This window comes from Pseudarthrobacter sp. RHLT3-21, assembly GCF_059383495.1.
In genome coordinates, this window is the sequence record NZ_JBWZCI010000008.1 from 175,440 (window position 1) to 200,239 (window position 24,800).

General features: G+C 66.7%; 19 protein-coding genes and 1 pseudogene. 13 read left to right on the forward strand and 7 right to left on the reverse strand.

Annotated elements, in window-relative coordinates:
* Positions 1–17: 17 nt before the first annotated feature.
* The 4 genes from AC50YA_RS11465 to AC50YA_RS11480 all read left to right on the forward strand — a co-directional run bounded on the left by AC50YA_RS11465 (position 18) and on the right by AC50YA_RS11480 (position 3,615).
* Complete coding sequence (locus AC50YA_RS11465) at positions 18–407, forward strand: DUF3499 domain-containing protein (RefSeq protein ID WP_160678544.1); 390 nt, start codon at positions 18–20, stop codon at positions 405–407.
* 78 nt (positions 408–485) lie between these two features.
* Complete coding sequence (locus AC50YA_RS11470) at positions 486–740, forward strand: Trm112 family protein (RefSeq protein ID WP_494982398.1); 255 nt, start codon at positions 486–488, stop codon at positions 738–740.
* Positions 741–834: 94 nt separating this feature from the next.
* Positions 835–2,313, forward strand: coding sequence for an adenosylhomocysteinase (ahcY, locus tag AC50YA_RS11475; protein ID WP_494982399.1), 1,479 nt, complete (start codon positions 835–837; stop codon positions 2,311–2,313).
* A 63-nt stretch (positions 2,314–2,376) separates the two neighbouring features.
* Complete coding sequence (locus AC50YA_RS11480; protein ID WP_494982400.1) at positions 2,377–3,615, forward strand: L,D-transpeptidase; 1,239 nt, start codon at positions 2,377–2,379, stop codon at positions 3,613–3,615.
* A gap of 25 nt (positions 3,616–3,640) precedes the next feature.
* Here AC50YA_RS11480 and AC50YA_RS11485 read toward each other — a convergent pair whose 3' ends face one another.
* Complete coding sequence (locus tag AC50YA_RS11485; protein WP_494982401.1) at positions 3,641–4,441, reverse strand: RDD family protein; 801 nt, start codon at positions 4,439–4,441, stop codon at positions 3,641–3,643.
* A gap of 67 nt (positions 4,442–4,508) precedes the next feature.
* Between AC50YA_RS11485 and AC50YA_RS11490 the strand changes: the two genes are divergently transcribed.
* Together AC50YA_RS11490 and AC50YA_RS11495 are read left to right on the forward strand one after the other, a co-directional pair.
* On the forward strand, positions 4,509–5,501 hold the full coding sequence (locus AC50YA_RS11490; RefSeq protein ID WP_494982402.1) for a stage II sporulation protein M: 993 nt from the start codon (positions 4,509–4,511) through the stop codon (positions 5,499–5,501).
* Positions 5,502–5,624: 123 nt separating this feature from the next.
* The gene (locus AC50YA_RS11495; protein WP_494982403.1) at positions 5,625–6,722 is read left to right on the forward strand and encodes a TIGR01906 family membrane protein; all 1,098 of its coding nucleotides are present in this window, start codon (positions 5,625–5,627) and stop codon (positions 6,720–6,722) included.
* A gap of 17 nt (positions 6,723–6,739) precedes the next feature.
* On the opposite strand, the pseudogene AC50YA_RS11500 reads toward AC50YA_RS11495, so the two are convergent.
* Both AC50YA_RS11500 and AC50YA_RS11505 read right to left on the reverse strand, forming a co-directional pair.
* Positions 6,740–8,180 (reverse strand): annotated as a pseudogene (locus tag AC50YA_RS11500) (AMP-dependent synthetase/ligase); the annotation flags it as partial.
* Positions 8,181–8,246: 66 nt separating this feature from the next.
* Complete coding sequence (locus AC50YA_RS11505) at positions 8,247–9,929, reverse strand: dolichyl-phosphate-mannose--protein mannosyltransferase (protein ID WP_494982404.1); 1,683 nt, start codon at positions 9,927–9,929, stop codon at positions 8,247–8,249.
* Between the two features lie 46 nt (positions 9,930–9,975).
* Here AC50YA_RS11505 and rsmI point away from each other — a divergent pair, with 46 nt between their 5' ends.
* Positions 9,976–10,935 (forward strand): 16S rRNA (cytidine(1402)-2'-O)-methyltransferase, encoded by a 960-nt coding sequence (gene rsmI, locus AC50YA_RS11510; protein WP_494982405.1) that lies wholly within the window; start codon positions 9,976–9,978, stop codon positions 10,933–10,935.
* A 172-nt stretch (positions 10,936–11,107) separates the two neighbouring features.
* On the forward strand, positions 11,108–12,607 hold the full coding sequence (locus AC50YA_RS11515) for an NAD-dependent succinate-semialdehyde dehydrogenase (RefSeq protein WP_494982406.1): 1,500 nt from the start codon (positions 11,108–11,110) through the stop codon (positions 12,605–12,607).
* A gap of 83 nt (positions 12,608–12,690) precedes the next feature.
* Here AC50YA_RS11515 and AC50YA_RS11520 read toward each other — a convergent pair whose 3' ends face one another.
* Genes AC50YA_RS11520 through AC50YA_RS11530 form a run of 3 tightly spaced genes read right to left on the reverse strand, consistent with a single transcriptional unit; the run spans position 12,691 to position 17,700 of the window.
* A complete protein-coding gene (locus AC50YA_RS11520; RefSeq protein WP_494982407.1) occupies positions 12,691–15,177 on the reverse strand; it encodes a transglutaminase TgpA family protein in 2,487 nt (828 codons plus the stop codon).
* On the reverse strand, positions 15,174–16,577 hold the full coding sequence (locus AC50YA_RS11525) for a DUF58 domain-containing protein (protein WP_494982408.1): 1,404 nt from the start codon (positions 16,575–16,577) through the stop codon (positions 15,174–15,176). Before AC50YA_RS11525 ends, AC50YA_RS11520 begins: the two co-directional genes overlap by 4 nt.
* A gap of 13 nt (positions 16,578–16,590) precedes the next feature.
* The gene (locus AC50YA_RS11530) at positions 16,591–17,700 is read right to left on the reverse strand and encodes an AAA family ATPase (RefSeq protein WP_494982409.1); all 1,110 of its coding nucleotides are present in this window, start codon (positions 17,698–17,700) and stop codon (positions 16,591–16,593) included.
* Between the two features lie 164 nt (positions 17,701–17,864).
* On the opposite strand from AC50YA_RS11530, the gene AC50YA_RS11535 reads away from it, so the two are divergent.
* The 5 genes from AC50YA_RS11535 to AC50YA_RS11555 all read left to right on the forward strand — a co-directional run bounded on the left by AC50YA_RS11535 (position 17,865) and on the right by AC50YA_RS11555 (position 24,120).
* On the forward strand, positions 17,865–18,806 hold the full coding sequence (locus AC50YA_RS11535) for a TatD family hydrolase (protein WP_494982410.1): 942 nt from the start codon (positions 17,865–17,867) through the stop codon (positions 18,804–18,806).
* 258 nt (positions 18,807–19,064) lie between these two features.
* The gene (locus AC50YA_RS11540; RefSeq protein ID WP_494982411.1) at positions 19,065–20,240 is read left to right on the forward strand and encodes a resuscitation-promoting factor; all 1,176 of its coding nucleotides are present in this window, start codon (positions 19,065–19,067) and stop codon (positions 20,238–20,240) included.
* Between the two features lie 183 nt (positions 20,241–20,423).
* Complete coding sequence (gene rsmA, locus AC50YA_RS11545) at positions 20,424–21,296, forward strand: 16S rRNA (adenine(1518)-N(6)/adenine(1519)-N(6))-dimethyltransferase RsmA (protein ID WP_494982412.1); 873 nt, start codon at positions 20,424–20,426, stop codon at positions 21,294–21,296.
* Complete coding sequence (locus tag AC50YA_RS11550) at positions 21,293–22,255, forward strand: 4-(cytidine 5'-diphospho)-2-C-methyl-D-erythritol kinase (protein ID WP_494982413.1); 963 nt, start codon at positions 21,293–21,295, stop codon at positions 22,253–22,255. Before rsmA ends, AC50YA_RS11550 begins: the two co-directional genes overlap by 4 nt.
* A 38-nt stretch (positions 22,256–22,293) precedes the next feature.
* A complete protein-coding gene (locus AC50YA_RS11555) occupies positions 22,294–24,120 on the forward strand; it encodes an ABC-F family ATP-binding cassette domain-containing protein (RefSeq protein WP_494982414.1) in 1,827 nt (608 codons plus the stop codon).
* 428 nt (positions 24,121–24,548) lie between these two features.
* Here the strand turns inward: AC50YA_RS11555 and AC50YA_RS11560 are convergent.
* Positions 24,549–24,800 (reverse strand): DNA-binding protein (locus AC50YA_RS11560; protein ID WP_494982415.1); only part of this gene is annotated, 252 nt, incomplete at its 5' end.

The window sequence follows — 24,800 nt, forward strand, 5'->3', positions numbered from 1 at the left end:
GAGTAGTCTGTGATGTCGTGGGAGCTATCCGTCAATGTTCAAGGTCAGCCTGCCGTCAGTCGGCGGTGGCAACTTTGACGTACGTCTATGCCGACTCCACCGCCGTCCTGGGTCCGCTCGCCACCTATGCGGAGCCGCATTGTTACGATTTGTGCGAGCAGCACGCCGGGTCCCTGACGGTGCCGCGTGGCTGGGAAGTGCTTCGGCTGGCGATGCCAACAAGCCCGCAGCAGCCGGGACCCGACGACCTCCTGGCCCTCGCCAACGCGGTCCGCGAAGCAGCGGCACTGCCGCCCAAGTCGCAAACCTCGCCGGGCCAGCGTGCCTCGCATTCGGCGCTGGAGGCCCCGGCCGGCACGGAAGGCGTCCGCCGGGGGCATCTGCGCGTCCTGCGCGAACCTTCCTGAGACGGATCTGGCGGTAGGCTGGAACCTGCTAATCAGTCAGCCAACGGCGCGAACGCGCCCCTGTCGGGAGCACCAATCATGCCAAAGATCAGTCCTGAACTGTTGTCCGTCCTCCGCTGTCCCGTGACCGGTTCGCCCCTGGTCCAGGAAGGCGAAGAGCTGGTGTCGACGGCGGCCGGAGATTCGGGCGTGAAGCCGCGCTACCCGATAGAGGACGGTATCCCGCTGCTGCTGCCGCCGGAACTTCTCCAGGCCGCTACCGCTGCCGGCTCGGACCAGCACGATCCCGCTGTCCGGGAAGCCACGGACCATAGCCCGGCAGGTACTGCCTAGGCAACACCTGGACACCCCGCACCACCACCAGCAGTCGACTCTCGCGCAGACGCTTCAACGCCGTCGCCGCCATCGGACAAGCATAAGGAACCCCATGACATTTGACTACAAGGTAGCCGACATCTCGCTGGCCGAAGCCGGCCGGCACCAGATCCGCCTGGCCGAGCACGAGATGCCAGGCCTGATGTCGCTCCGCAAGGAGTTCGGACCCACCCAGCCGCTGAAGGGCGCCCGGATCGCAGGATCCCTGCACATGACGGTGCAGACCGCCGTCCTGATCGAAACCCTCACAGCCCTCGGGGCCGAGGTCCGCTGGGCCTCCTGCAACATCTTCTCCACCCAGGACGATGCCGCCGCAGCCGTTGTGGTGGGCAAGGGAACAGCCGAGGACCCGCAGGGTGTCCCCGTGTTCGCCTGGAAGGGCGAGACGCTGGAGGAATACTGGTGGACTGCCCAGCAGATCCTGGCCTGGCCCGGCGCGGACACCAGCCCGGAGCTTGGCCCGAACATGATCCTGGACGACGGCGGCGACGCCACCATGCTGGTGCACAAGGGTGTTGAGTTCGAAGCCGCCGGCGCTGTGCCGGCGACAGGCGATGACGAGTCCGAGGAAGGCCGGATCTTCCTGGACGTGCTTCGCGCCTCGCTGCAGGAAGACCCGCAGCGGTGGACCCGGATCGGGGCCGGCCTTCGCGGCGTCACCGAGGAAACCACCACCGGCGTGCACCGCCTCTACCAGTTGGCTGAACAGGGCAAGCTGCTGTTCCCGGCCATAAACGTCAACGACTCGGTCACCAAGAGCAAGTTCGACAACAAGTACGGCATCCGCCACTCGCTGCCTGACGGCATCAACCGCGCCACTGACGTCCTGATGGGCGGCAAGGTGGGCGTCGTCTGCGGTTATGGCGACGTCGGCAAGGGAGCCGCAGAGGCATTCCGCGGCCAGGGTTCGCGCGTCATTGTCACCGAGATCGACCCCATCTGCGCCCTCCAGGCAGCCATGGACGGCTACCAGGTGGCCAAGCTTGAGTCAGTGCTGAGCCAGGGCCACATCTTCATCACCACCACCGGCAACAAGGACGTCATCCTGGCCGAACACATGGCGGGCATGCGCGACAAAGCCATTGTGGGCAACATCGGCCACTTCGACAACGAGATCGACATGGCCGGCCTGGCGCGGATCCCCGGCATCAAGAAGGTGGAGATCAAGCCCCAGGTACACGAATGGGTGCTCGACGCCGGGACCGCGGAGGAGCGCTCCATCATCGTCCTGTCCGAGGGCCGCCTGCTGAACCTGGGCAACGCCACCGGCCATCCGTCCTTCGTGATGAGCAACTCGTTCGCCAACCAGACCATCGCCCAGATCGAGCTGTGGACCAAGCGGGACCAGCCCGAAGGTGAACGCGAATACAGCAACCAGGTCTACGTCCTGCCCAAGATCCTGGACGAAAAGGTTGCCCGCCTCCACCTCGACGCACTCGACGTGGAGCTCACGGAACTCTCCAAGGAACAGGCCGACTACCTGGACCTGGACATCGCCGGACCGTACAAGCCCGAGCACTATCGTTACTGACGTGTGACGCCCCGGGTGCCGACCGCGCCCGGGGCTGTTAGGTCCAAGCATTAAGATCGGACTATGGAACCTGTTGTTAAGCCACGCCGGCGGGGGACCGCCAAGAAGATTCTCTTGGTGGCGGCCGTTTGTGTCCTTGCCGCAACGGGTGGCGTTTTCGCTGCCGTCGCGCCGGGTTTTGCGCGCGGTGGCCTGGAGTCCGAAGCTGGCTCGGCCGTCCGCTCCGCGCCGGGAGTCGCATCGCCAGTGGTGGCCCCGGTCAAGGTGGACATCACGCCGGCCAACGCCGCAAAGCAGGTGAACCCGGCCACGCCGGTGTCGCTCAAGGTGGGCAACGGCAGGATCGAGAGCGTTACCCTGACCAGCACCGCCGGCGAAGCAGTCCACGGCACCTTCGCCGGGGATGGCAGCAGCTGGACTGCGACCGACGCCCTGAAATTCAACACCGAATACAGCTACACATACGTGGTCACTGACGGTGCGGGCCGGGAAACCAGTACCACAAACTCCTTCAGCACGGTTTCCAGCACCCATGAGGCGGATGCCGCCATCTACCCCCTGGACGGGATGAAGGTTGGCGTAGGCCAGCCGCTGCAGGTCATCTTCAGCGAACCGGTGGCCAACCGGGATGCCGTCGAGAAGGCCATCAAGATCACCTCCAGCGCGGGGCAGGCAGGAGCCTTCCACTGGTTCAGCGACACCATGGTCCGGTACCGCCCTGAGGCCTTCTGGGCGGCGAACTCCACCGTCACCATGGACATGCAGCTGTTCGGCGTGGACCTCGGCAACGGCCAGATTGCCAACTTCAACAAAAAGGTCACCGTCAATTTCGGTGACAAGCGGGTGGCTATCGCCGACGCCGCCGCACACACCTTCACACTCAGCGTCAACGACCAGGTAGTGAAAACCCTCCCGGTCAGCATGGGCGATCAGCGCTTCCCGTCAGCGCGTGGCTACGCGGTCCTGATGGAGAAGAACCGCTATGACCACTTCCGTGCGGCCAGCATCGGACTCAAGCCCGGCGATCCGGCCTACTACGGCGAAGTGGACGTGGAGTATTCCATCCGCCTCACCCTGAGCGGGGCCTACATCCACCAGGCGCTGGAGTCCGCGTTCCCGTTTATCGGCAACACGAACGTCTCGCACGGCTGCATCGGGTTCGCTCCCGACGGCGCCGCCTGGGTTTTTGACAACATGACCACCGGCGATATGGTTCAGATTATCAATACAGAAGGCGACTACGCCGCCGTCGACGACGGCTATGGCGACTGGAACATCCCCTGGGCTGAGTACAACAACTAGGGACCGGTTCAGTCCAGGACAAGGCCTAGGGGCCGAACGGCAGACGGTTCAGCCGCTCTGCCGTGGCCGAGTTCCGGCGCCGGGCCTCCTGCAGCCGCGCAAGTTCGCGGTGACGGCGTTCTGCGGTAACTGCCGCCAGGTACTGCGCCGGGGTGGTTCCCGGGGGCGGCGGAGGGGCCACATGCCCGGCCAGTTCCGTGGCGATCGACGCGGCCATTCCGGCGGCGGACAGCGGTGACATGCGCCCTGCCTGCCGGATGAACTGGGCGGCCTGCCGTGCGGTCGCATCCGGTATCCGTCCGATGTCCGCGGCCGTGGCCCAGACCTGTTGCTGTAGGGGAACAAAAACGCGGACCGGTACCTCCACCGGGACGCGCCGGCGCAGGGCATAGGTGCCGGCGAGGATGTAACCCAGCCGCTTGGAGCGGCTGTTGAAGAGGGCGACGCCGATGGCCAGGCCGCCCAGGGTCAAGTAGATTTCCAGGAATCCGGTCAGCCCCCGGATCACGGCGTGGCGGAACCGGATGGCGCCGCCGTCGTCACGGACCACCCGCAGGCCGGCCGCCATTTTCCCGAGGGACAGCCCCCGGGTGAAGGTCTCGACCGCCACGGGGACAATCACAAAGCAGAAGACCACGCTCACCAGCGTCAGCGCCCGCATTGCCGCCTCGTCAACGTCCTGGCCCGCGGCCGCGACGCCCAGCAGGATCAGGACCAGCAGGATGATGTGGAACAGGACATCCAGCAGCAGGCCCAGGGCACGGGCGGCGAAGGATGCGGGGCGCAGTTCCAGGACAACGGCCTCGCCGGTGATTATCGAACTCAAGCGGATACCCAATCCCTCGTCAACCATCCTGCGGACGCTCACAGTCTATGGCGGCTAGGCTGTTGCCGTGGATATGGATGCCTTCTCCGCCGCCAACGGGGACAAGTGGTCAAGGCTGCACCAGCTCGCCCATAAGCGGCGCCTCAGTGGCGAAGAAGCCGATGAACTGCTGCGCCTTTACCAGTCGACGTCGGCCCACCTTTCCTTCATCCGGTCGATTGCCCCCGAAAGCGGCCTGTCCGCGTCCCTGTCCGCCACACTGGCCCAGTCCCGGACTCGTTTCACAGGCGCACGGTCCAACGTGATGGCGGATCTGGCCAGTTTCTTCGTGGCTGCCCTGCCGGCTGCACTGTTCCGCCTGCGGTGGCTGACGGTGGCCTGCGGCGCCGCGTTTGTCCTGGTCGCCGGCGCATACGCCCTCTGGATCGGGACGTCCCCGGAGGCCCTGCGGTCCGTTGCCTCGGAGGCTGCGGTCCGGCAGTACGTCGAGGAGGACTTCATTGATTACTATTCGGAGAATCCCGCGGCCTCGTTTGCGGGGGCCGTCTGGACCAACAATGCGTGGATCAGTGCGCAGGCGGTGGCCCTGGGCATTACCGGCATCTGGGTACCCATGATCCTGTTCACGAACGCCCAGGGCGTCGGGATCGCCGCCGGGGTCTTCGCCGCCGTGGGCCAGCAGGATGTGTTTTACAGCTACATCCTGCCGCATGGCCTGATGGAACTGACCGCTGTTTTTATTGCCTGCGCGGCAGGCTTGCGGATCTTTTGGGCCATGGTGTCCCCGGGACCACGGACGCGGGGACGGGCCGTGGCGGACGAAGGCAGGTCGCTGATCACCGTGGCCCTGGGGCTGGTGCTGGTGCTGTTCGTTTCCGGATTGGTGGAGGGTTTTGTCACGCCCAGCCCGCTTCCGGTGTGGGCCAAGATCGGCATTGGCCTGGCGGTGCTGGCTGCCTACTGGGGATACGTCCTGGTGTGGGGACGGCGGGCCTATGTCGCCGGTGAACGCGGCGATTTGATGGCCGGCGACGCTGGATACAGTGAAATCGCCGCATGAATCCGGTAGCGCCGGGGTGGCTCCTCGCCCTCGTGGAGGAGCGGGCGGTAGGCTCGATATCAGATACACGGCGCTGCCCGGATCAGAGCCGGCAGCGCGGACCCCAACGGAAGTGACGCTGCTGTGAACGACAATTCGCCGACCCCTGCCAAACGCACGGAGCCGCAGCCGGATCCGGACCTGGACACTTCGTCGGACTCGGACGAACCGGCCTTTGCCTGGCTGAATGACTCCAGCACTTCCGAGGAGTCCCCGGCCGGTAGCGCCGTTTCGGATCAGGGCGGTGTCACCCAGCCCGAAAGCCGTGCCGGCCGCAAAGCCGCGGAGGCCGCCGTCGAACCACCCGCCGTCGTACCGTCCGTAGAAGAGTCACTCCGCAAAGAACCGTCCACCCCGGGCGCCACCCGAAACGGCGCCCATTTCAGCGAGCCGCTGCCCACGTCGGCGCTGCAGGTGCGGCCGCCGCAGGAGGAAGTGGAGCGCCGCAATGCGGAGCGCGAAAGTGCAGCCAACGCCAAGCCCGTGGCCCCGCGCATCTGGCAAGTCCTGCTGGCCCTTTTCTACCCTGTGATCCTGCTGGTGCTGGCCGTCCGCGCGGTCACCAGCCCGCTGTTCCTGTGGGCTGAATACAACAGGCCCGGGTTTCCTGGCGACGGGTACGGGTTCAGCACCGACGACAGGATGACGTACGGCTCCTACGCGGTTGACTACCTCAGCAACTGGGCTGGGCCGCGGTACCTGGGTGATCTGGTCAACCGCAGCGGCGGGGACCTTTTCAAGGACGGCGAAGTCAGCCATATGGCCGACGTGAAAGTTGTCATCCTCTCGGCCTTTGGCGGGGGAGCGCTCCTGATCGTCCTCAGCCTCGTCGCTATCGCGTACCTGCGCCGCCGCAGCACCGGCGGAGTGCGCCGCGGACTGTTTGCGGGATCCATCGTTGCGTTGGCGATCATCTTGGGCCTCGGCGCGCTGGCCGTGCTCGGCTGGCAGCAGTTCTTCACCGAATTCCACCGGATCTTCTTCGCCGGCGGTTCCTGGACGTTCGCCCTGGAAGACACCCTCATCAGGCTGTTCCCGGGTCAGTTCTGGATCGATGCCGGCATTGTCATCGCCGCAATGGTCCTCCTGGCGGCTCTGGTGACGGTAATCCTCACCTGGCCCACCCGCCGCCGTCGCGGCCTGGCCAAGGATGACCAGGACGCCGCTGAGGTGCAGCCCTAAACCGTTGACCAGGCTCAACCGTTTCGTATGGCGGGCTGTTTCTTGCGGCCGGTGATGGTCAGGAAGCCCTCTGGGTCCAGCTCGCCTAGGTCCCCGGTGCGGAAGAAACCGTCCACAAAGGCATTGGCGTTGGCGGCTTCGTTGGTGTGGTAACCCTTGAACACGCCGATCCCTTTGACCAGCACTTCGCCGTCCTTGGCCACGCGGATGGTGGTACCCGGCAGGGGGACGCCCACGCTGCCCACCCTGGTCCGGGCGGGCGTGTTGGCCGTACAGGGTGCCGTTGTCTCGCTCAGTCCGTAGCACTCAAGGACCGTGATCCCGGCGCCACGGAAGAAGTGCGCGTCCTCAGGCTTCAGCGGGCTGGCCGCCGATAAGGCGTAGCGGACCCGGCCGCCCAGGAGCCTGCGGAGCTTCGGGTACACCAGCCGGGTCAAAGACGGCATGCCCCGCCCTTAACGCCAGTCCGGGTCCGCTGGCCCCGCCGCGGGCCACGTTGTCCTGTGCCGTGGAGAAGCGGATGGCAGAGGTAGACGCAGCCGCAAACATCCTGGCTTTCCCGGACCCGGCCGCCTGGTGCGCGGCGCCCCGGACTTTCTCGAACGTCCGGGGCGCCGCCAGGAGGAACGTCGGTCTGAATGTGCCCAGGTCCGCCGGCAGGTCAGCAGGACGGGTGACGTGGCCCAGTGTGGCGCCGGCGTGGAGGCACGCCACCTGGGCGGCGCGGGCCAGCACATGGGCCAGCGGAAGGTACATGAGGGTGCGTGCATTCTGCGCCTTGAGGACCTCCGGGAGAAAGGCGACGACGTTGACGGCAACGAGCGCAAAGTTGCCGTGGGTGATCTCGCAGCCTTTGGGATGTCCGGTGGTGCCGGAGGTGTAGACCAGGGACGCGACATCGTCCAGGCCCGCGGCGGAGCGGTGGCGTTCCAGCTCGGCGTTCGTGACGCCCATTCCGGCAGCCGAAAGGCTGGCGAGGTTCGGGGCCTCGCCGTCGTCATCCATCCTAACCACGGTGACCAGCCGGTCCTTGAGCAGGGCGGAGGTCTCCAGGATGCCTGTAATCATCGCCACCTTGCCGCGGTCCTCGGCGAACACCCGCCGCGCTCCGGCGTCGTGCAGGATCCACTCCACCAGGCCGGGGGACGAGGTCTCGTCGATGGGAACGCTGACGCCACCGGCGAACCAGATGGCGAAGTCAACCAGCGCCCACTCATAGCTGCTGGCGGACATAACGGCCACGGTGTCGCCCGTTTCCAGGCCGCCGGCGATCAGCCCTTTGGCGAGGGCGCAGACATCGTGCAGGAATTTTTGCGCCGGAACATCGGTCCAGCCGTTGGGGCCTTTGCGCGAATAGAGGGCGTGGGCCGGGTTGGCGGCCTCCTGACGGCGCAGGAGATCGGTGACATTGCTGCCGGGCTCCAGCTCCACCAGGAGTTTTGTGCTTGCTTCTCGCACGGGGGCGTCTCCGTTCCGCTGCCTCAACGCAGTTCGCGGCTGGTCAGGGTCTGATGCAATCCTGCCCTAGATCCAGGACGGCATCCACATCCGGTAGCGCCATTCCTGGTAGGGGATGGTCTCCGCCGTCCACACCGGGTAGAAAAATGCGGACAGCAGGACTGCCCCGGCGACGAAGAGTGCCACCAGGTAAACTCCGGACCGCCGCCGCCACAGCGGGTCGGTGTCCCGGCCCAGGACAAGGCCCAGACAATACACCAGCGCGAGCACCAGGAAAGGCTCAAAGGAGACGGCGTAAAAGAAGAACATGGTCCGCTCCGGGTACAGGAACCACGGCAGGTAGCCGGCACCGACGCCCGCAAGGATGGCCCCTGCGCGCCAGTCTCGGCGCCCGGCCCACCAGAACAGCAGGACCACCAGCGAGATGGCCGCTCCCCACCAGATCATCGGGTTCCCCACCGAGAGAATGGCTGAGGCGCAGTTGGGCACGTCGCATCCCGGGACGCCCTGCTCCGGTTTCTGGTAGAAGAACGACGTCGGCCTGCCCATCACCAGCCAGCTCCAGGCGCTTGCCTCGTAGGGGTGTTCCGAGCCCAGTCCCTGATGGAACTTGTAGGCCTCCAGGTGGTAATGCGCCAGCGAACGCAGGGAGTCCGGCAGCCAGCCCCACTCCGCTGAGGGGTTGCTCTGGGCCCAGCGGCGGAAGTAGGCGCCCTCGGAACGGAACCAGCCCGTCCACGTGGCGGTGTAGACCACTACGGCCACCGGAACCATGCTGGCAAAGGCCGGCAGTCCGTCCTTGATGATTCCGCCGCTGACCCAACCGCGGATTCCCGCGACGCGCCGTGCATTGAGGTCCCACAGGACCGTCAGCACGCCGAAGCCGGCGAGGAAAAACAGGCCCGACCATTTGGTGCCCACAGCGAGGCCCATGCATGCGCCCGCGGCGAGACGCCACCAGCGGATCCCCAGCCACGGTCCCGCCAGCAGCTGACTGGATGAGGGACGGCCGTTCCGGGACGCGGCCGCGAGCCGTCCGAGCCGTGCGGCCAGCCGTCGTCGTCCGTCTTCGCGGTCAAGCAGCAAAGCTCCGAAGGCCGCCAGGAGCCAGAACATCAGGAAGATGTCCAGGAGTGATGTCCGCGACATCACCAGGTGGTGGCCGTCGACGGCGAGCAGCAGGCCCGCGGCGGCAGCCAGCGGTAGTGAGCGGAACAGTTTCAGCGCAATCAGCGTGAGCAGCAGGATGGACAGGGTTCCGGTCAGCGCGGCCGCGAACCGCCAGCCGAACGGGTTATCGTCCCCGAAGAGCCACATGCCGCCGGCGATCATCCACTTGCCCACGGGCGGATGGACCACGTACTCGGGAGTGTCCAGGAGGATGGCCGGGTTCCCTGCGTTGAAGGAGTCGTTGGCCTTGTCCGGCCAGCCCCGTTCGTAGCCGCTGACCACGTAGGAGTATGCGTCCTTGACGTAATACGTTTCATCGAAGACCAGGCTGTGCGGCGTATCCAGCCGGACAAAGCGCAGGACGCCGCCGATCACGGAGGTCAGGGCAGGCACCAGCCAGAACCAGAGGCGGAGCGACGGCGGGTAATCCCGCAAGCTGCGGGTGCTTCCGATCAGGCGCTCGCGGAGGGCTGCAGCAGAGAAGGCCTCCGCCGGACGGGCGATCCAGGAGCCTCGTGCCGGCAAGTTGGTTTGACCGGCCTCGGCAGGCCGCATGGAGGTCTGCGTCACGAGCCCCATGCTACCTTTTGCAGCTTGGGCCGCCTGCCAGCAGTACGCTGGGGGAGTGGACCCTAACCCCAGCACCTTCGCCGATTCCCGCCCTGCAGCACCTTCCGTTGCCGCCGGGGAGGAGCCAGAGTCAGAGGCGCAGGTGACAGCGGACCCAGCTGCAGCGGCACCGGTTGCCACGGGGCCTGGCCGGATTGTGCTGGCGGCGACGCCCATCGGTAATACCGGCGACGCGTCGGCCCGCCTGATCGAACTCCTGGGCTCGGCGGACATCGTGGCCGCCGAAGACACCAGGCGCCTGCACCGCCTTGTCCAGAACCTCGGAGTCACCGTCGCCGGGCGGGTCATCAGCTACCACGAGCACAACGAGGCCACCAAGACCGCGGAGCTGCTGGAGCACGTCCGGTCAGGCAAAACCCTGGTCATGGTCACAGACGCCGGCATGCCTTCGGTCTCGGACCCGGGGTTCAGGCTGGTGGAAGGCGCCGTGGCAGCCGGACTCACCGTGACCGCCGTCCCGGGCCCTTCCGCGGTACTGACCGCCCTGGCCCTCTCCGGCCTGCCCACCGACCGCTTCTGTTTTGAGGGGTTCCTGCCCCGTAAAGCCGGCGAACGGGCGTCGCGGCTGGCCGACCTTTCGGCGGAACGCCGGACCATGGTGTTTTTTGAGGCCCCGCACCGTCTGGAATCGATGCTGCGGGCGCTGCGCGAGCGCTTCGGTGCCGAGCGGCGGATTGCCGTCTGCCGCGAACTGACCAAGACCTATGAGGAAGTCATCCGCGGGACGGTGGGGGAACTGCTGCTGTGGGCCGAAGGCAACGAGGTCCGCGGCGAGATCGCGGTGGTGCTGGGCGGCGCCCCCGCGCAGGCGCCGGGCACCCCCGAAGACCACGTAGCCGCCGTCAACGAGCTGGTGGCCCAGGGAATCCGGCTGAAGGAAGCCGTGGCCGCCGTCGCTGAGGACGTCCGCGTCAGCAAGCGGGAGCTGTACTCGGCGGTCCTCGCTGCACGCTGAGCGAGCGAAAATCTCAGCTGTGCAGCTGCACAAAGGTGTCTGGTGTCTGTAGTGCGTCCAGGCGTAGACCCTCTGGCGGCCACGGCAGTAGTCTGACAGTAAATCAGCCGGGAAGGCAGGCTACCAGGCCTGCGTAGTGGCTGAACCAAACCTTACTGACGAGGGAGTCAACGTGACTGTCACCGCACTGCCAGCTGTTACTGCGGAGCGCGAAAGCGCGCTGCTGGCCTCTGTTCCCACCGGACTGCTGATCAACGGCGAATGGCGCCCGGCGGCTTCAGGCAAGACGTTCGACATCGAGGACCCCGCCACGGGCAAGGTGCTCCTCAGCATCGCTGACGCCGGCCCGGAGGACGGCAAGGCTGCTTTGGACGCGGCCGCCGCGGCGCAGGAGTCGTGGGCGAAGGTCCCGGCGCGTGAACGGGGCGAGATCCTCCACCGTGCCTTTGAGATGGTCACGGCGCGTGCCGAGGACTTCGCACTTCTGATGACCCTGGAAATGGGCAAGCCGCTGGCCGAAGCCCGGGGCGAGGTTACCTACGGCGCGGAGTTCCTGCGCTGGTTCTCCGAAGAAGCCGTCCGCGCGTTCGGCCGCTACTCGGTCTCACCGGACGGCAAGTCCCGCCTCCTGGTGACCAAGAAGCCGGTGGGCCCGTGCCTGCTGATCACGCCGTGGAACTTCCCGCTGGCCATGGCCACCCGCAAGATCGCCCCTGCCGTCGCGGCCGGCTGCACCATGGTGCTGAAGTCCGCCAACCTCACGCCGCTGACCTCGCAGCTGTTCGCCGCGGTCATGCAGGAAGCGGGCCTGCCCGCCGGAGTCCTGAACGTCATTCCCACGTCCACGGCAGGCGCCACCACCGGCCCGCTGATCAAGGACCAGCGCCTGCGCAAACTCTCGTTCACCGGCTCCACCGAAGTGGGCCGCCGCCTGCTCTCGGACGCCTCCGAAACCGTTCTGCGGACTTCCATGGAACTCGGCGGCAACGCCCCGTTTGTGGTGTTCGAAGACGCGGACCTGGACGCCGCGGTCGCCGGTGCCATGCTGGCGAAGCTGCGGAACATGGGCGAGGCCTGCACCGCTGCGAACCGGTTCATCGTCCACGAGTCCGTCGCTGACGAATTCGCCGAAAAGTTCGCCGCGAAAATGGGTGAGATGACTACCGCCCGGGGTACGGAGCCGGAGTCCAAGGTGGGTCCGCTGATCGATGCCAAGAGCCGGGACAAGGTCCATGAGTTGGTGTCCGACGCCGTGGCCTCCGGCGCCAAGGCCGTCCTGGGTGGCGCCCCGGCCGAAGGCCCGGGCTACTTCTACCCGCCCACCATCCTCACCGGCGTCACCGAGGGTACCCGGATCCTGTCCGAGGAAATCTTCGGCCCCGTCGCACCGATCATCACGTTCGGCACCGAGGACGAAGCGATCCGCCTGGCCAATAACACCGAGTACGGGCTGGTGGCGTACGTCTTCACCCGCGACCTGAACCGCGGCATCCGGATGGGCGAGAGGCTCGAGACCGGCATGCTCGGCCTGAACGCCGGTGTCATCTCCAACGCCGCCGCGCCGTTCGGCGGCGTCAAGCAGTCCGGGCTGGGACGTGAAGGCGGCCTCGAAGGCATCGAGGAATACCTCTACACCCAGTACATCGGCATCGCTGACCCCTACGCCGGCTGACCGGATCGTTCTCCGGCTGACAGGATTATCCTCCGGTCAGCCGCTCCCGCCACCGCCCGTAGGTATGCCGCCGCGGCGAGCCGCTATTGGCTGCCTCGCGGCCGGAACAAGCCGCCGCGCGCCCTTGACCAGGAGCGTGCGGCGGCTTTTGCCGTCCCGCGCCCCAGCCCGTTAAGCCCCTTGAAGGGGGCAGCCAGGAGCCAGGCCCACCGTCCCAGAACCGACGGCGGGAGCCAGTCGGCACGGAGGCGTCGGGGGAAGGAGGCGTTGGCACGCAGGGACTGCTGCACCGCCGCGATGCGCGGGGCAATCGCCCCGGTTCTGCCGCGGCCGGCTGTGTCGTAGACAGGCGGGCCGTAGTGCCGGCGTTCGAAGTCTGAGGTGAGGCTGCGGATGGCCTGGTGCGCGGCGTCATCCATGCCGCCGCTTGCGCCGAGCAGCGATGAAACGCGGAGCCGTGCGGAGTACGTTCGGGCGGTTTCGCTGGATTCCGGGGGCAGCCCGTAGTCGGTGCCAAGATCACGGATTTCAGCCCACGCCAGCGGAATCGCGTCCTCCCGCGCCCGGTCCTCGGTGCGGAGCCGCCGGGCACGCCGCCCCATCCTCGCCAGCCGAGGCGAGGCCGCCAGGAGCACCAGACCCAGCACGGCCGCCGTCCCCAACAGCCATGGCAGAATCCACTGTCCGAGGTCTCCTGTGCCCCCACCGACACCTGGGAGGGGCGCGGCCGTGGCGCTGGGCGTGGGGGTCGGAGCGGTTGCGCCGGGAAGGAGGTCGTCGTTGTTTTCCAGCGAAGCGGGGTTACCCGGCGTGCTGGTGTCCGTGGTGTACGCGGGAATAACACCACGCGACGGCGTGGGTTCGAAGGGCACCCACCCCAATCCCTGGAAATAGAGCTCGGGCCAGGCGTGGGCATCCCGGGCGTCCACCTCGTACTCCGGCAGTGCACCTTGCCCGGCCACAGAAACCGTGGAACCGGTGGTGCGGCCCGGCGCGTAGCCAACCGCGATACGGCTGGGGATACCCTCCAGGCGGGCCATCACGGCCATCGCGGACGAGTAATGGATGCAGTACCCGCTCTTCTGGGTCAGGAAATCGGCCATCACCGAGAGCCCGTTACCGTCGTATCCGCCCTGGACAGGTGACTGGAGCGAGTAGGAGAACTCCCCTGAGCGAAGGTACCTCTGGATGGCCATGGCCTTGGCGAAGGGTGTGTCACTGGAGGCCGTCACCGCGTCCGCAGTACTGCGGACGATGTCCGGGACGTTGCCGGGAACCCTTGTGAAGTCAGCCGGGATTCCCCGCACGGCCTGCGACGACTGTTGGAGCAGGGTGGCCGTGAGCTTAGGTGCCGAGGACACCACAATGTATTGCTGTGCCCGCGTGTTGGTGTTGGATCCCTTGACGGCCAGGGTGGCCGGGTCCCATGTCCAGGCACCATCGAGCCCGCGGATTGTTTCCGGGGCGTACGGCAACGGCAGGTACGGGCTGGTGAACGTGCCCGTATCCACAGCAGTCACCTGGCGGAGTTGCTCCTCGGCGACGATTTCGTAGCCCGTTTCAAGCTGTCCGGCCACGGGGCGCCGCTCTGCGTCGCGGTCATCGGGTCCCCAGGATTCGCCGTCGAAATTATCAACAGTGACGGACCGCAGATAAAGCGGCCCGGCCGCGTTGGTGGCATAGGTGATCCGACCGCTTCCGGCCGGTGCACGGAGGCTGTTTCCCAAGGTAATCATGGGGTTCAAGCCGGTGCCGGAGCCCCAAGGATTCAGCCGGGAGCCCTGCGGAAACGTACCGTGGTCGAAACCGGGGATGGCCGCCGGCACCGCCAGGGTTGCCACCAGTGCCACGGTTCCGGTCAGCACGGCCCGCCGGAGCTGGCCGGGGTTCCGGCCACTGTCGGCTGGAGTGCGGGAATCCGGCGCAAACCACTGGCTGCATGCGAGGATCAGCAAGTACCCGGCTACCGTGGCAGCGAAGCCCCAAACCCCCACGCTCTGGGGCTTCACGGTGGCGGGGACTACCAGGATGGCCAGCAGGCCCAGCCCGGTTGTTGCCGGCATGCGAAGCGGCACGGCCAGCGCATCGATAAGGATGGCTGTCAGGCCCAGGGCTGCGCAGCTGACCATCACGATTCCTGCGTTTGGCGCCACCGGGGCACTTTCCGCAAGGACCGTCTCGCTCGCGCGACGGATGAACCTGTCCACTTCAGCCAGGGTTGCCCCTGACGGGATGAAACCGGCAATGCCCGTGCTCCGGAAGAACGTCAGCGTGAGAATCGCGATCAGGGACGCGAAGCCGCCGGCCGCCACCACGAGAGGCTGGGCCCGCAGCGCGCGGAGCGCGGCGATGGACAGGCAGACCACCACCACCGTGGTCAGGATGGGCAAGTACCAGGCCCAACCGCGCATGACGCCGTTGAGGGAAATGGCGGCGCCGGCCACGGCCAGGGCGACGGCACCGGCCATGGCCCAGGGGTACGCCCCCACCCGCTTCCGTGCCGGGACCTGTCCCGGTGAACCCGTGGCTGCCCGCTCGCGGGACGCGTTGCGTTCCTGTGCCAGCGTCACCGCCCCACCCCCGCTCCGCGGCGCACGTCAGCCGCTGCCGTGGCAGGCGCAGCACCACCCTGGTCGAAGTGGGTCCAGGCGTCCGGGACGGAAACCGAGGCAGGCACCGCCACTGCCCTCCAGCCGCCCCGGCGGAGGGCCTCCAAAGAGTCCTCGGCATCCGCCGGCCGGTCGGAAACGATGATGGCGAAGGCATTCGCGCCGTAACCCGCCGCCGGAGCAAGGGCTCTGGCCTCGTTCGGAGAGATCCTGCCGAGCACCGCAATAAGGGGCCCCCGCATCCGGTGGGCCGAGAGTTTGTCCATCAGGTGATCGTCGAAAACAGCCGGCCCGGCATCCTGGCCACCGTGGTCCCGGGCAGCGTGGTGCGGACCGGACAGCTGGATGGCAGCGAGGCTTTCGGCGATTGACTGGAGCCCGGATACTCCGCTGAACTCTTCCGTCTCCGGTTCCGGTGCGGACAGGGAGCGGAGGAACGCGGGTTCGCCGCGGGGGTCCAGGAGACGCAGGGCGTAGTTCCGCTCCGACAGGTGCGTGCAGATGGAGATCGCGGCCACCACGGCCCACTCAAACGTGCCGCTGGTGATCATCTCGTGGCCGTCCACGGCCGCATTGCCACCGAAACCGGAACCGTGACCCCCGGAAAACGCCGCGAACCGTTGGTCCAGGATGATGGTGGCCTCCGGCGTCGTGACGGATTCCTCCTGGCGCACCATCAGGGCGCCGTGGTGGGCGGTCGCCGCCCAGTGCACCCTGCGCATCGGATCTCCCGGGCGGTATTCGCGGGTCATGACGTCATCGTCGCTGGGGTTGGCGCGGGTACGGGTTGCTGTAATGCCGGCGTTGCCGCGGGCTCCCGCGAGGCCCGTCACGGGAAGCTCGACGGCGGCGGGCGTCACCGTGAGCGTGTCGCCGTCGTCAATTGACCGCCGGTGCAGGGACAACCCGAACGGATCAGTGAACTCGGCTGTTACCGGGCCGATCAGGTACTGTCCGCGTTTGGTGGAACGCAAGTGGTATTCGTACCTGCTGGTCCCGCCCTTGGCTGAGCGGGCGGGAAAATGGAAGGCCGGGGACTCGCCGAACCGTGGCGGCAGCCGTTCCTCCATGATCGCCCGGCCGCCACCGGAACCGGTCCGCGCCACGGCGAGCCGCACTGTGGTGGCGGCGGAGGTCTCCACCGGGGACGGGTTGAACTCGCGGTAAACCTGGAACCGGGGCTTGAGGAGCCTGATTCCGGCGAGCGATATCAGGGGAAGGACGATGAGCAGGACACTCAGGCTCAGCAGATCCCGCCGCCCCATGATCTGCGCAGACAACAGGCAGACGGCGCCGGCGGCCAGGAGGCCCCAGCCACGCTGGCTGAACAGGTGTCGGGGCAGTCGGTCACGCAGCGCCATGTGACGGTCCTGCCTAGTGGTTCCGGCGCAATCCGGCCGGCGGGGCCGATGACCGGGCCGGGTTGTTCACCGGGTCCTGGTTCACCGGGAGCCGGGAGAGGATGCCCCGGATCACGCTGTGCGGGGTCTCGCCGGCGCCGGCCGCCTTGCGGTCCAGGATGATCCGGTGGGCCAGCACGGATTCCGCCACGCTGACGACGTCGTCGGGAAGCACAAAATCACGGCCGTCCAGGGCCGCCGTGGCCTTCGCGGCCCGGAGCAGCTGGAGCATGGAGCGGGGGCTGGCGCCCAGCCGGAGCAGGGGGCTTTCGCGCGTTGCGCGGCCTACTGAGACGGTGTATTCCTTGACCGCCTGGGATACGTACACCTGCTGGACCGCGGCGATCATTGCTGCGACGTCCGCCGCGGTGACCGCCGCGGTGACCTTGGCCAACGGGGAGGTTGCCTGATGGGTCTCCAGCATTTCGATCTCGGAGTCCTTGTCCGGGTAGCCCATGGAAATCCGCGCCATAAAACGGTCCCGCTGGGCCTCGGGCAGGGGATACGTGCCTTCCATCTCGATCGGGTTCTGGGTGGCCACCACCATGAACGGTTCGTCGAGTTTGTACGAGTCCCCGTCCACGGTCACCTGGTGTTCCTCCATGCACTCCAGGAGGGCTGATTGGGTCTTGGCGGACGCCCGGTTGATTTCATCGCCAATGACGATGTTGGCGAACACGGCACCCGGGCGGAACTCGAACAGCCGCGATGCCTGGTTATAGATGGACACGCCCGTCACGTCCGACGGCAGCAGATCGGGGGTGAACTGGATGCGGCTGACCGTGCAGTCGATGGTCCGGGCGAGGGTTTTGGCCAGAAGGGTCTTGCCCACACCTGGCACGTCCTCCAGGAGCAGATGGCCCTGGGCCAGCAGCACCGTCAGGGCGAGCCTGGCGGCATCCGACTTTCCGTCGATGACGGTGTTGATCGAGGCCAGGATCCGCTGGCTGGCCGCGTGGAATGCTTCGGCGTCCATGGCGGCTGCCTTGTGGCCGTTGAGGTGGCCCGCCTGCTCCGTCACAGCGGTAAAGTTCCGGCTGGCAGGGGTTACCTCGTTGACGGCGGTGCGGCGGTGGGAGTCCATCTGCAACCTTTCAGCCCGGGGATCACCCGGAACGGGACAGCAGGCCTGCCTTCGCCCGGCGGTGGGCGTTCGCATCTGTTCGTACCAGCCTACTAACACAACTGCCCAGGCTGACAGAGAATTCCGGGAATTCTGCGGGGATCCGCCGCCGCTAGGCTTGAGGGATGTGCAATTCGCTGATCCCCGCCGCCTACCGTGCCGCCGGGGCGGACCCTGCCGATGCCGCCCACTCCGCGCCCGACGCCGACTCCGTAGCAAGTGCCGGGCGGCAGGCTCGGCGGGACTATCCGCCGGCGCCGGAGCCGCTGCCGGTCCCCGTGATGGACAACCATACGCACCTGGATTTCCCGGACGGCGAGAGTCCGGTGGGCATCGCCGCTGCGATGGATGCGGCCCAGGCCGTCGGAGTACAGGGGGCTGTCCAGGTGGGCTGCGACCTGGAGTCCTCCCGGTTCACGGTCCGCGCCGTTGACCTGGACAACAGGTTGCTGGGGGCAGTGGCACTGCACCCCAATGACGCCCCGGACTATGCCAGGCGCGGCGAGCTGGAGGATGCGCTGACGGAGATTGAGCGACTGGCCGCCCATCCCCGGATCCGGGCCATCGGCGAGACCGGCCTTGATTTCTTCCGCACCGAAGGGGAAGGCCTGGCCCACCAGCGCTATTCGTTCCGGCGGCATATCGATATTGCCAAGCGCCTGGACCTGACGCTGCAGATCCATGACCGCGACGCGCACGACGACGTGGTGCAGGTCCTGCGCGAGGAGGGGGCCCCTGAGCGGGTGGTTTTTCATTGCTTCTCGGGTGATGAGGCGCTCGCCAGGATCTGCAACGCCGCGGGCTGGAACATGTCCTTCGCCGGCACGCTGACCTTTAGGAATGCGGCCAACCTCCGCGCCGCGCTGGCGGTGGCAGACCCGACCCTGGTGCTGGTGGAAACAGACGCTCCGTTCCTGACGCCGCATCCGCACCGGGGCCGTCCCAACGCCAGCTATATGGTGCCGTATACCGTCCGCGCCATGGCCGAATTGACAGGAACTGATCTCGCCGGGCTCTGCACCCGGATCAGCGAAAATACCGTGCGGGCGTACGGATCGTGGGACTGATCTGGGCCTCGTCGCATTGCTTGCTACGCATACCTCGTATGTAAAATTCTTGGCCGCTTTATAACGCTACGGTTACAGTGGAGGACTATTAGCCGGGGTCGGGGAAGGCCTTCGGATAATTTCACTTCATTCGCAGCAGGACCACGCAGGGCTTTGATGCCCCGTGCCTGCCGCGCGGAGTGTGGCGGCGCAACGGTGCCCGGAGCTGTCCCCAGGGTCATGCGCCGGCTATTTCACTGCGTTTTTCCCCGTGCCCGGATGGATCTAAAGTTACGGGCAATCGTGGTCAAGCTCTTCACAACGGACGGCAAATTCAGTTTTATCAAGGTCGGCACCCAACTCGTGGTGCTGTGTGCGCTGGTGTTGGGCCTCGTGGCCTTCGTCGGAAATAACAAAACCGTTACCCTCAACGTCGACGGAAAAGTGACTTCGGTCCAGTCCTTCGGCGGCACCGTGGGCCAGGTCGTAAAAAGCGCCAACGTAGAACTGAAGCCGGCTGACCGCGTCTCGCCCACGGCGGACGCCAAAGTGGAGAACGGCACCGTGATCAACGTCAACATGGCCAAAGCCGTGAAGGTCAGCCTGGACGGCTCTGAAAAGACCGTCAACACAACGGCGCCGGATGTTGCCGGCCTCGTCACCGAACTCGGAGTGGCCAGCGCCTCTTCCGTTTCCGTCCCGAAGGAAGCCCAGCTCGCCGTGGCCGGATCCTTTGTCTCCATCTCCACGCCCAAGACCGTCAGCATTGTTGCCGACGGCAAGGCCGCCACGGCCACCACCACCGCGGGGACCGTCGCCCAGGTGCTGGAAGACGCCGGCATCACCCTCGGCGTCGACGACCGCAGCTCCCAGCCCGGAAACGCGCACGTGGTCAACAACATGGTGGTTAAGGTCTCGCGGGTGGATACCAGCCAGACCGCAGCCACTACTGAAGATGTTGCCTTCGACAGCATGACCACTGAGAGCGCTGAGCTCCTCAAGGGCGAGAAAGAAGTCACCCAGGCCGGCGTGGCCGGCAAGGTGGACAAGAGCTTCAAACTGGTGATGGTTGACGGCCGCGAAGCCGCGCGGACCCTGGTCTCCGAAACTGTTTCCCGCCAGCCCGTGACTGAAAAGGTCACGGTAGGAACCAAGGCAAAGCCAGCGGCCGCTGCCGGAACAAACACCGGCGCCGCGGCCCCGGCCATGATGAACGAGGCCATGTGGGACAAGATCGCCCAGTGTGAGTCCACCGGAAACTGGTCCATCAACTCGGGGAACGGCTACTACGGCGGCCTCCAGTTCAACATCCAGACCTGGATCGGCTCCGGCGGTGGCGCCTACGCCCCCAACGCCAGCCTCGCCACCAAGGCGCAGCAGATCGATATCGCCAACCGCGTATACGCACAGCGTGGCCTGCAGCCGTGGGGCTGTGGCTGGGCCGCTACGAGCTAGGCACCATGCGCACCTGCGCTGGTGGCAGCTGACCACAGCCGCCAGGCAAGCTGAAAGCAGCGGCCGGTCCCGGATTGTCCCGGGGCCGGCCGCTGCCGTTAAGCGGAAACGCCCACCGCGTAACACGCATGATCCGCCCGGAAAGCGGATGGCCCGCCACGGTGGCCGGGATAGGATACCTAGGTGACTGAACCGACTGCCGCCGCGCCCGCACCCCTCTTCGGTGCCTCCGACATTCGCCGGCTGGCAGAAGAAATCGGTATCCGGCCCACCAAGACACTGGGCCAGAACTTTGTCATTGATGGCAATACCATCCGCCGGATCGTCTCGGTTGCCAACATCGGGCCCACCGAGACGGTGCTGGAAGTCGGACCCGGCCTTGGTTCGCTCACTCTGGGCCTGCTGGACGCCGCGCAGACAGTGGTCGCCGTCGAAATCGATCCTGTCCTGGCGGCGAAGCTGCCCGAAACCGTCAAGGCCTGGCGGCCTGAAGCGGCAGGCGCTTTCCACCTGGTCCAGGCGGACGCCATGAGGGTGACGTCCCTCCCTGTTGAGCCCACCGCCATTGTGGCAAACCTGCCCTACAACGTGGCCGTGCCTGTGGTCCTGCACCTGCTCCAGCATTTTCCCAGCCTTCAGCACGGTCTGGTCATGGTCCAGGACGAGGTCGCCGACAGGCTGGCCGCGGGTCCAGGATCAAAGACCTACGGGGTGCCCTCCGTCAAGGCGGCGTGGTACAGCAGCATGCGCAAGGCCGGGGTGATCGGCATGAACGTCTTCTGGCCTGCGCCGAAGATCCAGTCCGGACTCGTGGCCTTCACCCGGCGGGAACCGCCTGAAACAACTGCCACCCGTGAGCAGGTATTCGCCGTGATCGACGCCGCCTTCGCCCAGCGCCGGAAAACGCTGCGGGCCGCCCTGGCCGGCTGGGCCGGCGGCGCACCCGAAGCCGAGCGCTGCCTCATCGCTGCCGGAGTTGCTCCATCGGCCCGGGGCGAAGTCCTTGACATCCACGCCTTCGCCCGGATTGCCGAAGCCCGCGAGGCCGGGTCGTGAACGCACCCGCCGGGAAGTTTCCCGCACGGACGGTCCGGGTGAAGGCGCCCGGCAAGGTCAACGTTTCCCTGGACGTGGGACCGTTGCGCGCGGACGGCTACCACTCCGTTGCCAGCGTCTACCTGGCCGTTTCCCTTTATGAGGAAGTGGCGGCCACCAGTACGGAGACGCCTGGGATTACGGTCAGCATCAGCCCTGAGAGCACGCTGGACCTGGACAGCGTGGATATTCCGCTGGATGAGAAGAACCTGGCCTACAAGGCCGCAGCCATCATGGCCGATGTCTCCGAGCATTCCACCGGAGTGCACCTTGAAATCACCAAGCGGGTCCCCGTTGCCGGGGGCATGGGCGGCGGCTCGGCCGATGCCGCCGCCACGCTGCTGGCCTGCGATGCGCTTTGGAACAGCGGGCTGTCGCGGGACGAGTTGGCACATCTGGCCGCCGAATTGGGTGCCGACGTCCCGTTCTCCCTCCTCGGCGGAACCGCCGTCGGGCTTGGCGTTGGCGACGACCTTTCGCCGGCCCTGGCCAAAGCCCAAACCGACTGGGTCCTCGTGGCAGCGGACTATGGACTGCCCACCCCCGAGGTCTACCGCACCCTGGACCGGCTCCGCGAGGCCGAAGGGCTGGACATTGCCGAGCCCACGGCCGTGGATCCCAAGATCCTGCAGGCGTTGCGGAGCGGGGACGCCGATGCCCTGAGCCGGGTCCTGGTGAACGATCTCCAGCGGGCCTCCATTGAACTTGCCCCGGCACTCCGCGATACGCTGGGAATCGGGGAGTCTCACGGTGCCATTGCCGGGATTATCTCCGGTTCCGGACCCACCGTGGCACTGTTGACGCATAATCCGACAGCCGCCGAAAGCTTGGCGGAGGACCTGCGGCACTACGGTCTGACAGCACTGGCTGTCCACGGGCCCGTGCCCGGCGCGCGCATCATCTCCGATACCCTCCTTTAAGAGCCCCCTTCCTTACTGAGCAGCAGAAAGCAGTCCCCTTGGCACACCTTCTTGGCGGCGAAAACCTTACGGTTTCGTACGCAACGCGCACCGTCCTGGACGGCATCACCCTCGGACTCGAGGAAGGTGACAGGATCGGCATGGTGGGCCGGAACGGCGACGGCAAATCCACGCTGATGCGCCTGCTGGCCATGCGCTCAACCCCGGACTCCGGCCGGGTGACCAAGCGCAGCGAAGTCAACATCGGCTACCTGGACCAGAGCGACGTGCTCGACGGCGACCTCACGGTCGGCGCGGCGATCGTCGGCGACCAGGCCGACTATGAATGGGCCCGCAATCCCCAGATCCGCGAAGTCATGGGCGGACTTGTTTCGGACGTCGACTGGCATGCCAACGTCCACGCCCTGTCCGGCGGGCAGAAGCGCCGTGTGGCGCTGGCCAAGCTGCTGATCGAGGACCACGACGTCATCATGCTCGACGAACCGACCAACCACCTCGACGTCGAAGGTGTGGCCTGGCTGTCCAGGCACCTGAAGACCCGCTGGCGGGCCAACCAGGGCGCCTTCCTCGTGGTCACCCACGACCGCTGGTTCCTGGACGAAGTCTGCACCAAGACCTGGGAAATCCACGACGGCATCATGGACCCGTTCGACGGCGGCTACGCGGCCTACGTCCTGGCCCGCGCCGAGCGTGACCGCGCGGCGAATGTTATGGAAGGCAAGCGCCAGATGCTCGTGAAGAAGGAGCTCGCCTGGCTGCGCCGCGGTGCCCCGGCCCGCACGGCCAAGCCGAAATTCCGCATCGAGGCCGCCAACGCCCTCATCGCCGACGTCCCCGAGCCGCGCGACTCCACCGCCCTGAGCAAGATGGCCACCGCCCGGCTCGGCAAGGACGTCCTGGACCTCGAGAACGTCTCGCTGGACTTCCTCGGCGGCGACCCCGGCCAGAAACTCTTCGACAACATCACCCTGCGGCTTGCTCCCGGTGAGCGGCTGGGCCTCGTGGGCGTCAACGGAGCCGGCAAGACTACCCTGCTGAAACTCCTCAACGGCGAGATTGAGCCGTCATCCGGTAAGGTCAAGCGCGGCAAAACCGTGGTCACCGCCGTACTCACCCAGGAGGTCAAAGAGCTCGACGACGTCTCGGACCTGCGCGTGATCGAAGTCATCGAGCGCGAAAAGCGGTCCTTCAACGTGGGCGGCAAGGAATTCACGGCGGGCCAGCTGGTAGAGCAGCTCGGCTTCACCAACGAGAAGCAGTGGACCCCGGTCAGGGATCTGTCCGGTGGTGAGCGCCGGCGCCTCCAGTTGCTGCGCCTGCTGGTGGGGGAGCCGAACGTGCTGATGCTCGATGAGCCCACCAACGACCTCGACACCGACACCCTCGCGGCCGTCGAAGACGTCCTTGACGGCTGGCCGGGCACGCTCGTTGTGGTCAGCCACGACCGCTACCTGCTGGAGCGCGTGACGGACCACCAGATGGCGCTGCTGGGCGACGGCAAGATCCGCGCCCTGCCCCGCGGTGTGGACCAGTACCTGGAACTGCGCGAAGGGGCCCTCGCCGGCTCCACCATCACCGGCGGCGGGAACCCCGTCACGGGTCCGAGCGGCAGCTCCGCTCCCGCGGCCTCCGGCGCCTCCGAAGCCGAAAAGCGCGACGCCCGAAAGGCCAAGAACCGGATCGAGCGCCAGCTGGGCAAACTGGAGCAGCAGGAAAAGAAGATCCACGACCAGATGGTCAAAAGCACCGCAGAGTCCGACTTCGATGCCCTCGCTGACCAGAACAAGAAACTCAAGGACCTCGCCGCCGACCGCGAAGCCCTGGAACTCGAATGGATGGAAGCCCTGGAAGTCCTCGGCGAATAGCCCCCTTGGGGCGCGCCGGCTCTGGCGCGGGTGCCGGAGCCGGCCCTTCCTCGTCCGCTCGCCTTGGGTGCCTGAGCCGGCCCTTCGGCGTCGCTTAGACCCGCCGCGTAGAGGGCATTCCGGTCGCTGGGCGACCTCCATGCCCTGACGCGTCGCGATGCGCTCCTTTCCGAAGGACCGCCTCCGGCGAGGAGAGTCACCTCACCGCTGTGGACAGTAGGCAGCCCGGAAACGTCGGCAGTTGCGGTCGGTGGAGTTCCCGCACGGAACTATCCGCAATAGCGGTGTGTGACTGTTAACTTCGTTTGGCGGTTAAATCGCAGCCTGGGATGGTGGTTCTGCGGGTCCGGCTCCCGGGGCCAGGGAGAGTTTGTCCAGTTCAGCGGCTGGCTCGTGGATCTCCCGGCCTTGTGGTCACGCTTTTCCCGTCACGCCTTCTCCACCTCGGAGTGCCTGGCGTCATCAGCCGTTGCCGCCTCAGCCCAGACCACTCCGGCCATGCGCACTGCCCGCTCGGTGACGGGCTGCGGGGTGGCCGCGATCTTGCCCGCGGCTGCAAGGTGCTCCAATTTCCATGCCGTGAGGTACCGCGTGGCATCGGCGTTGCTTACACCGGCCAGCTCGCGCACCGTGGAGACGGTGGGCTCCGCTCGGCACTGATCTGGTCTGCGGCTGCGCAG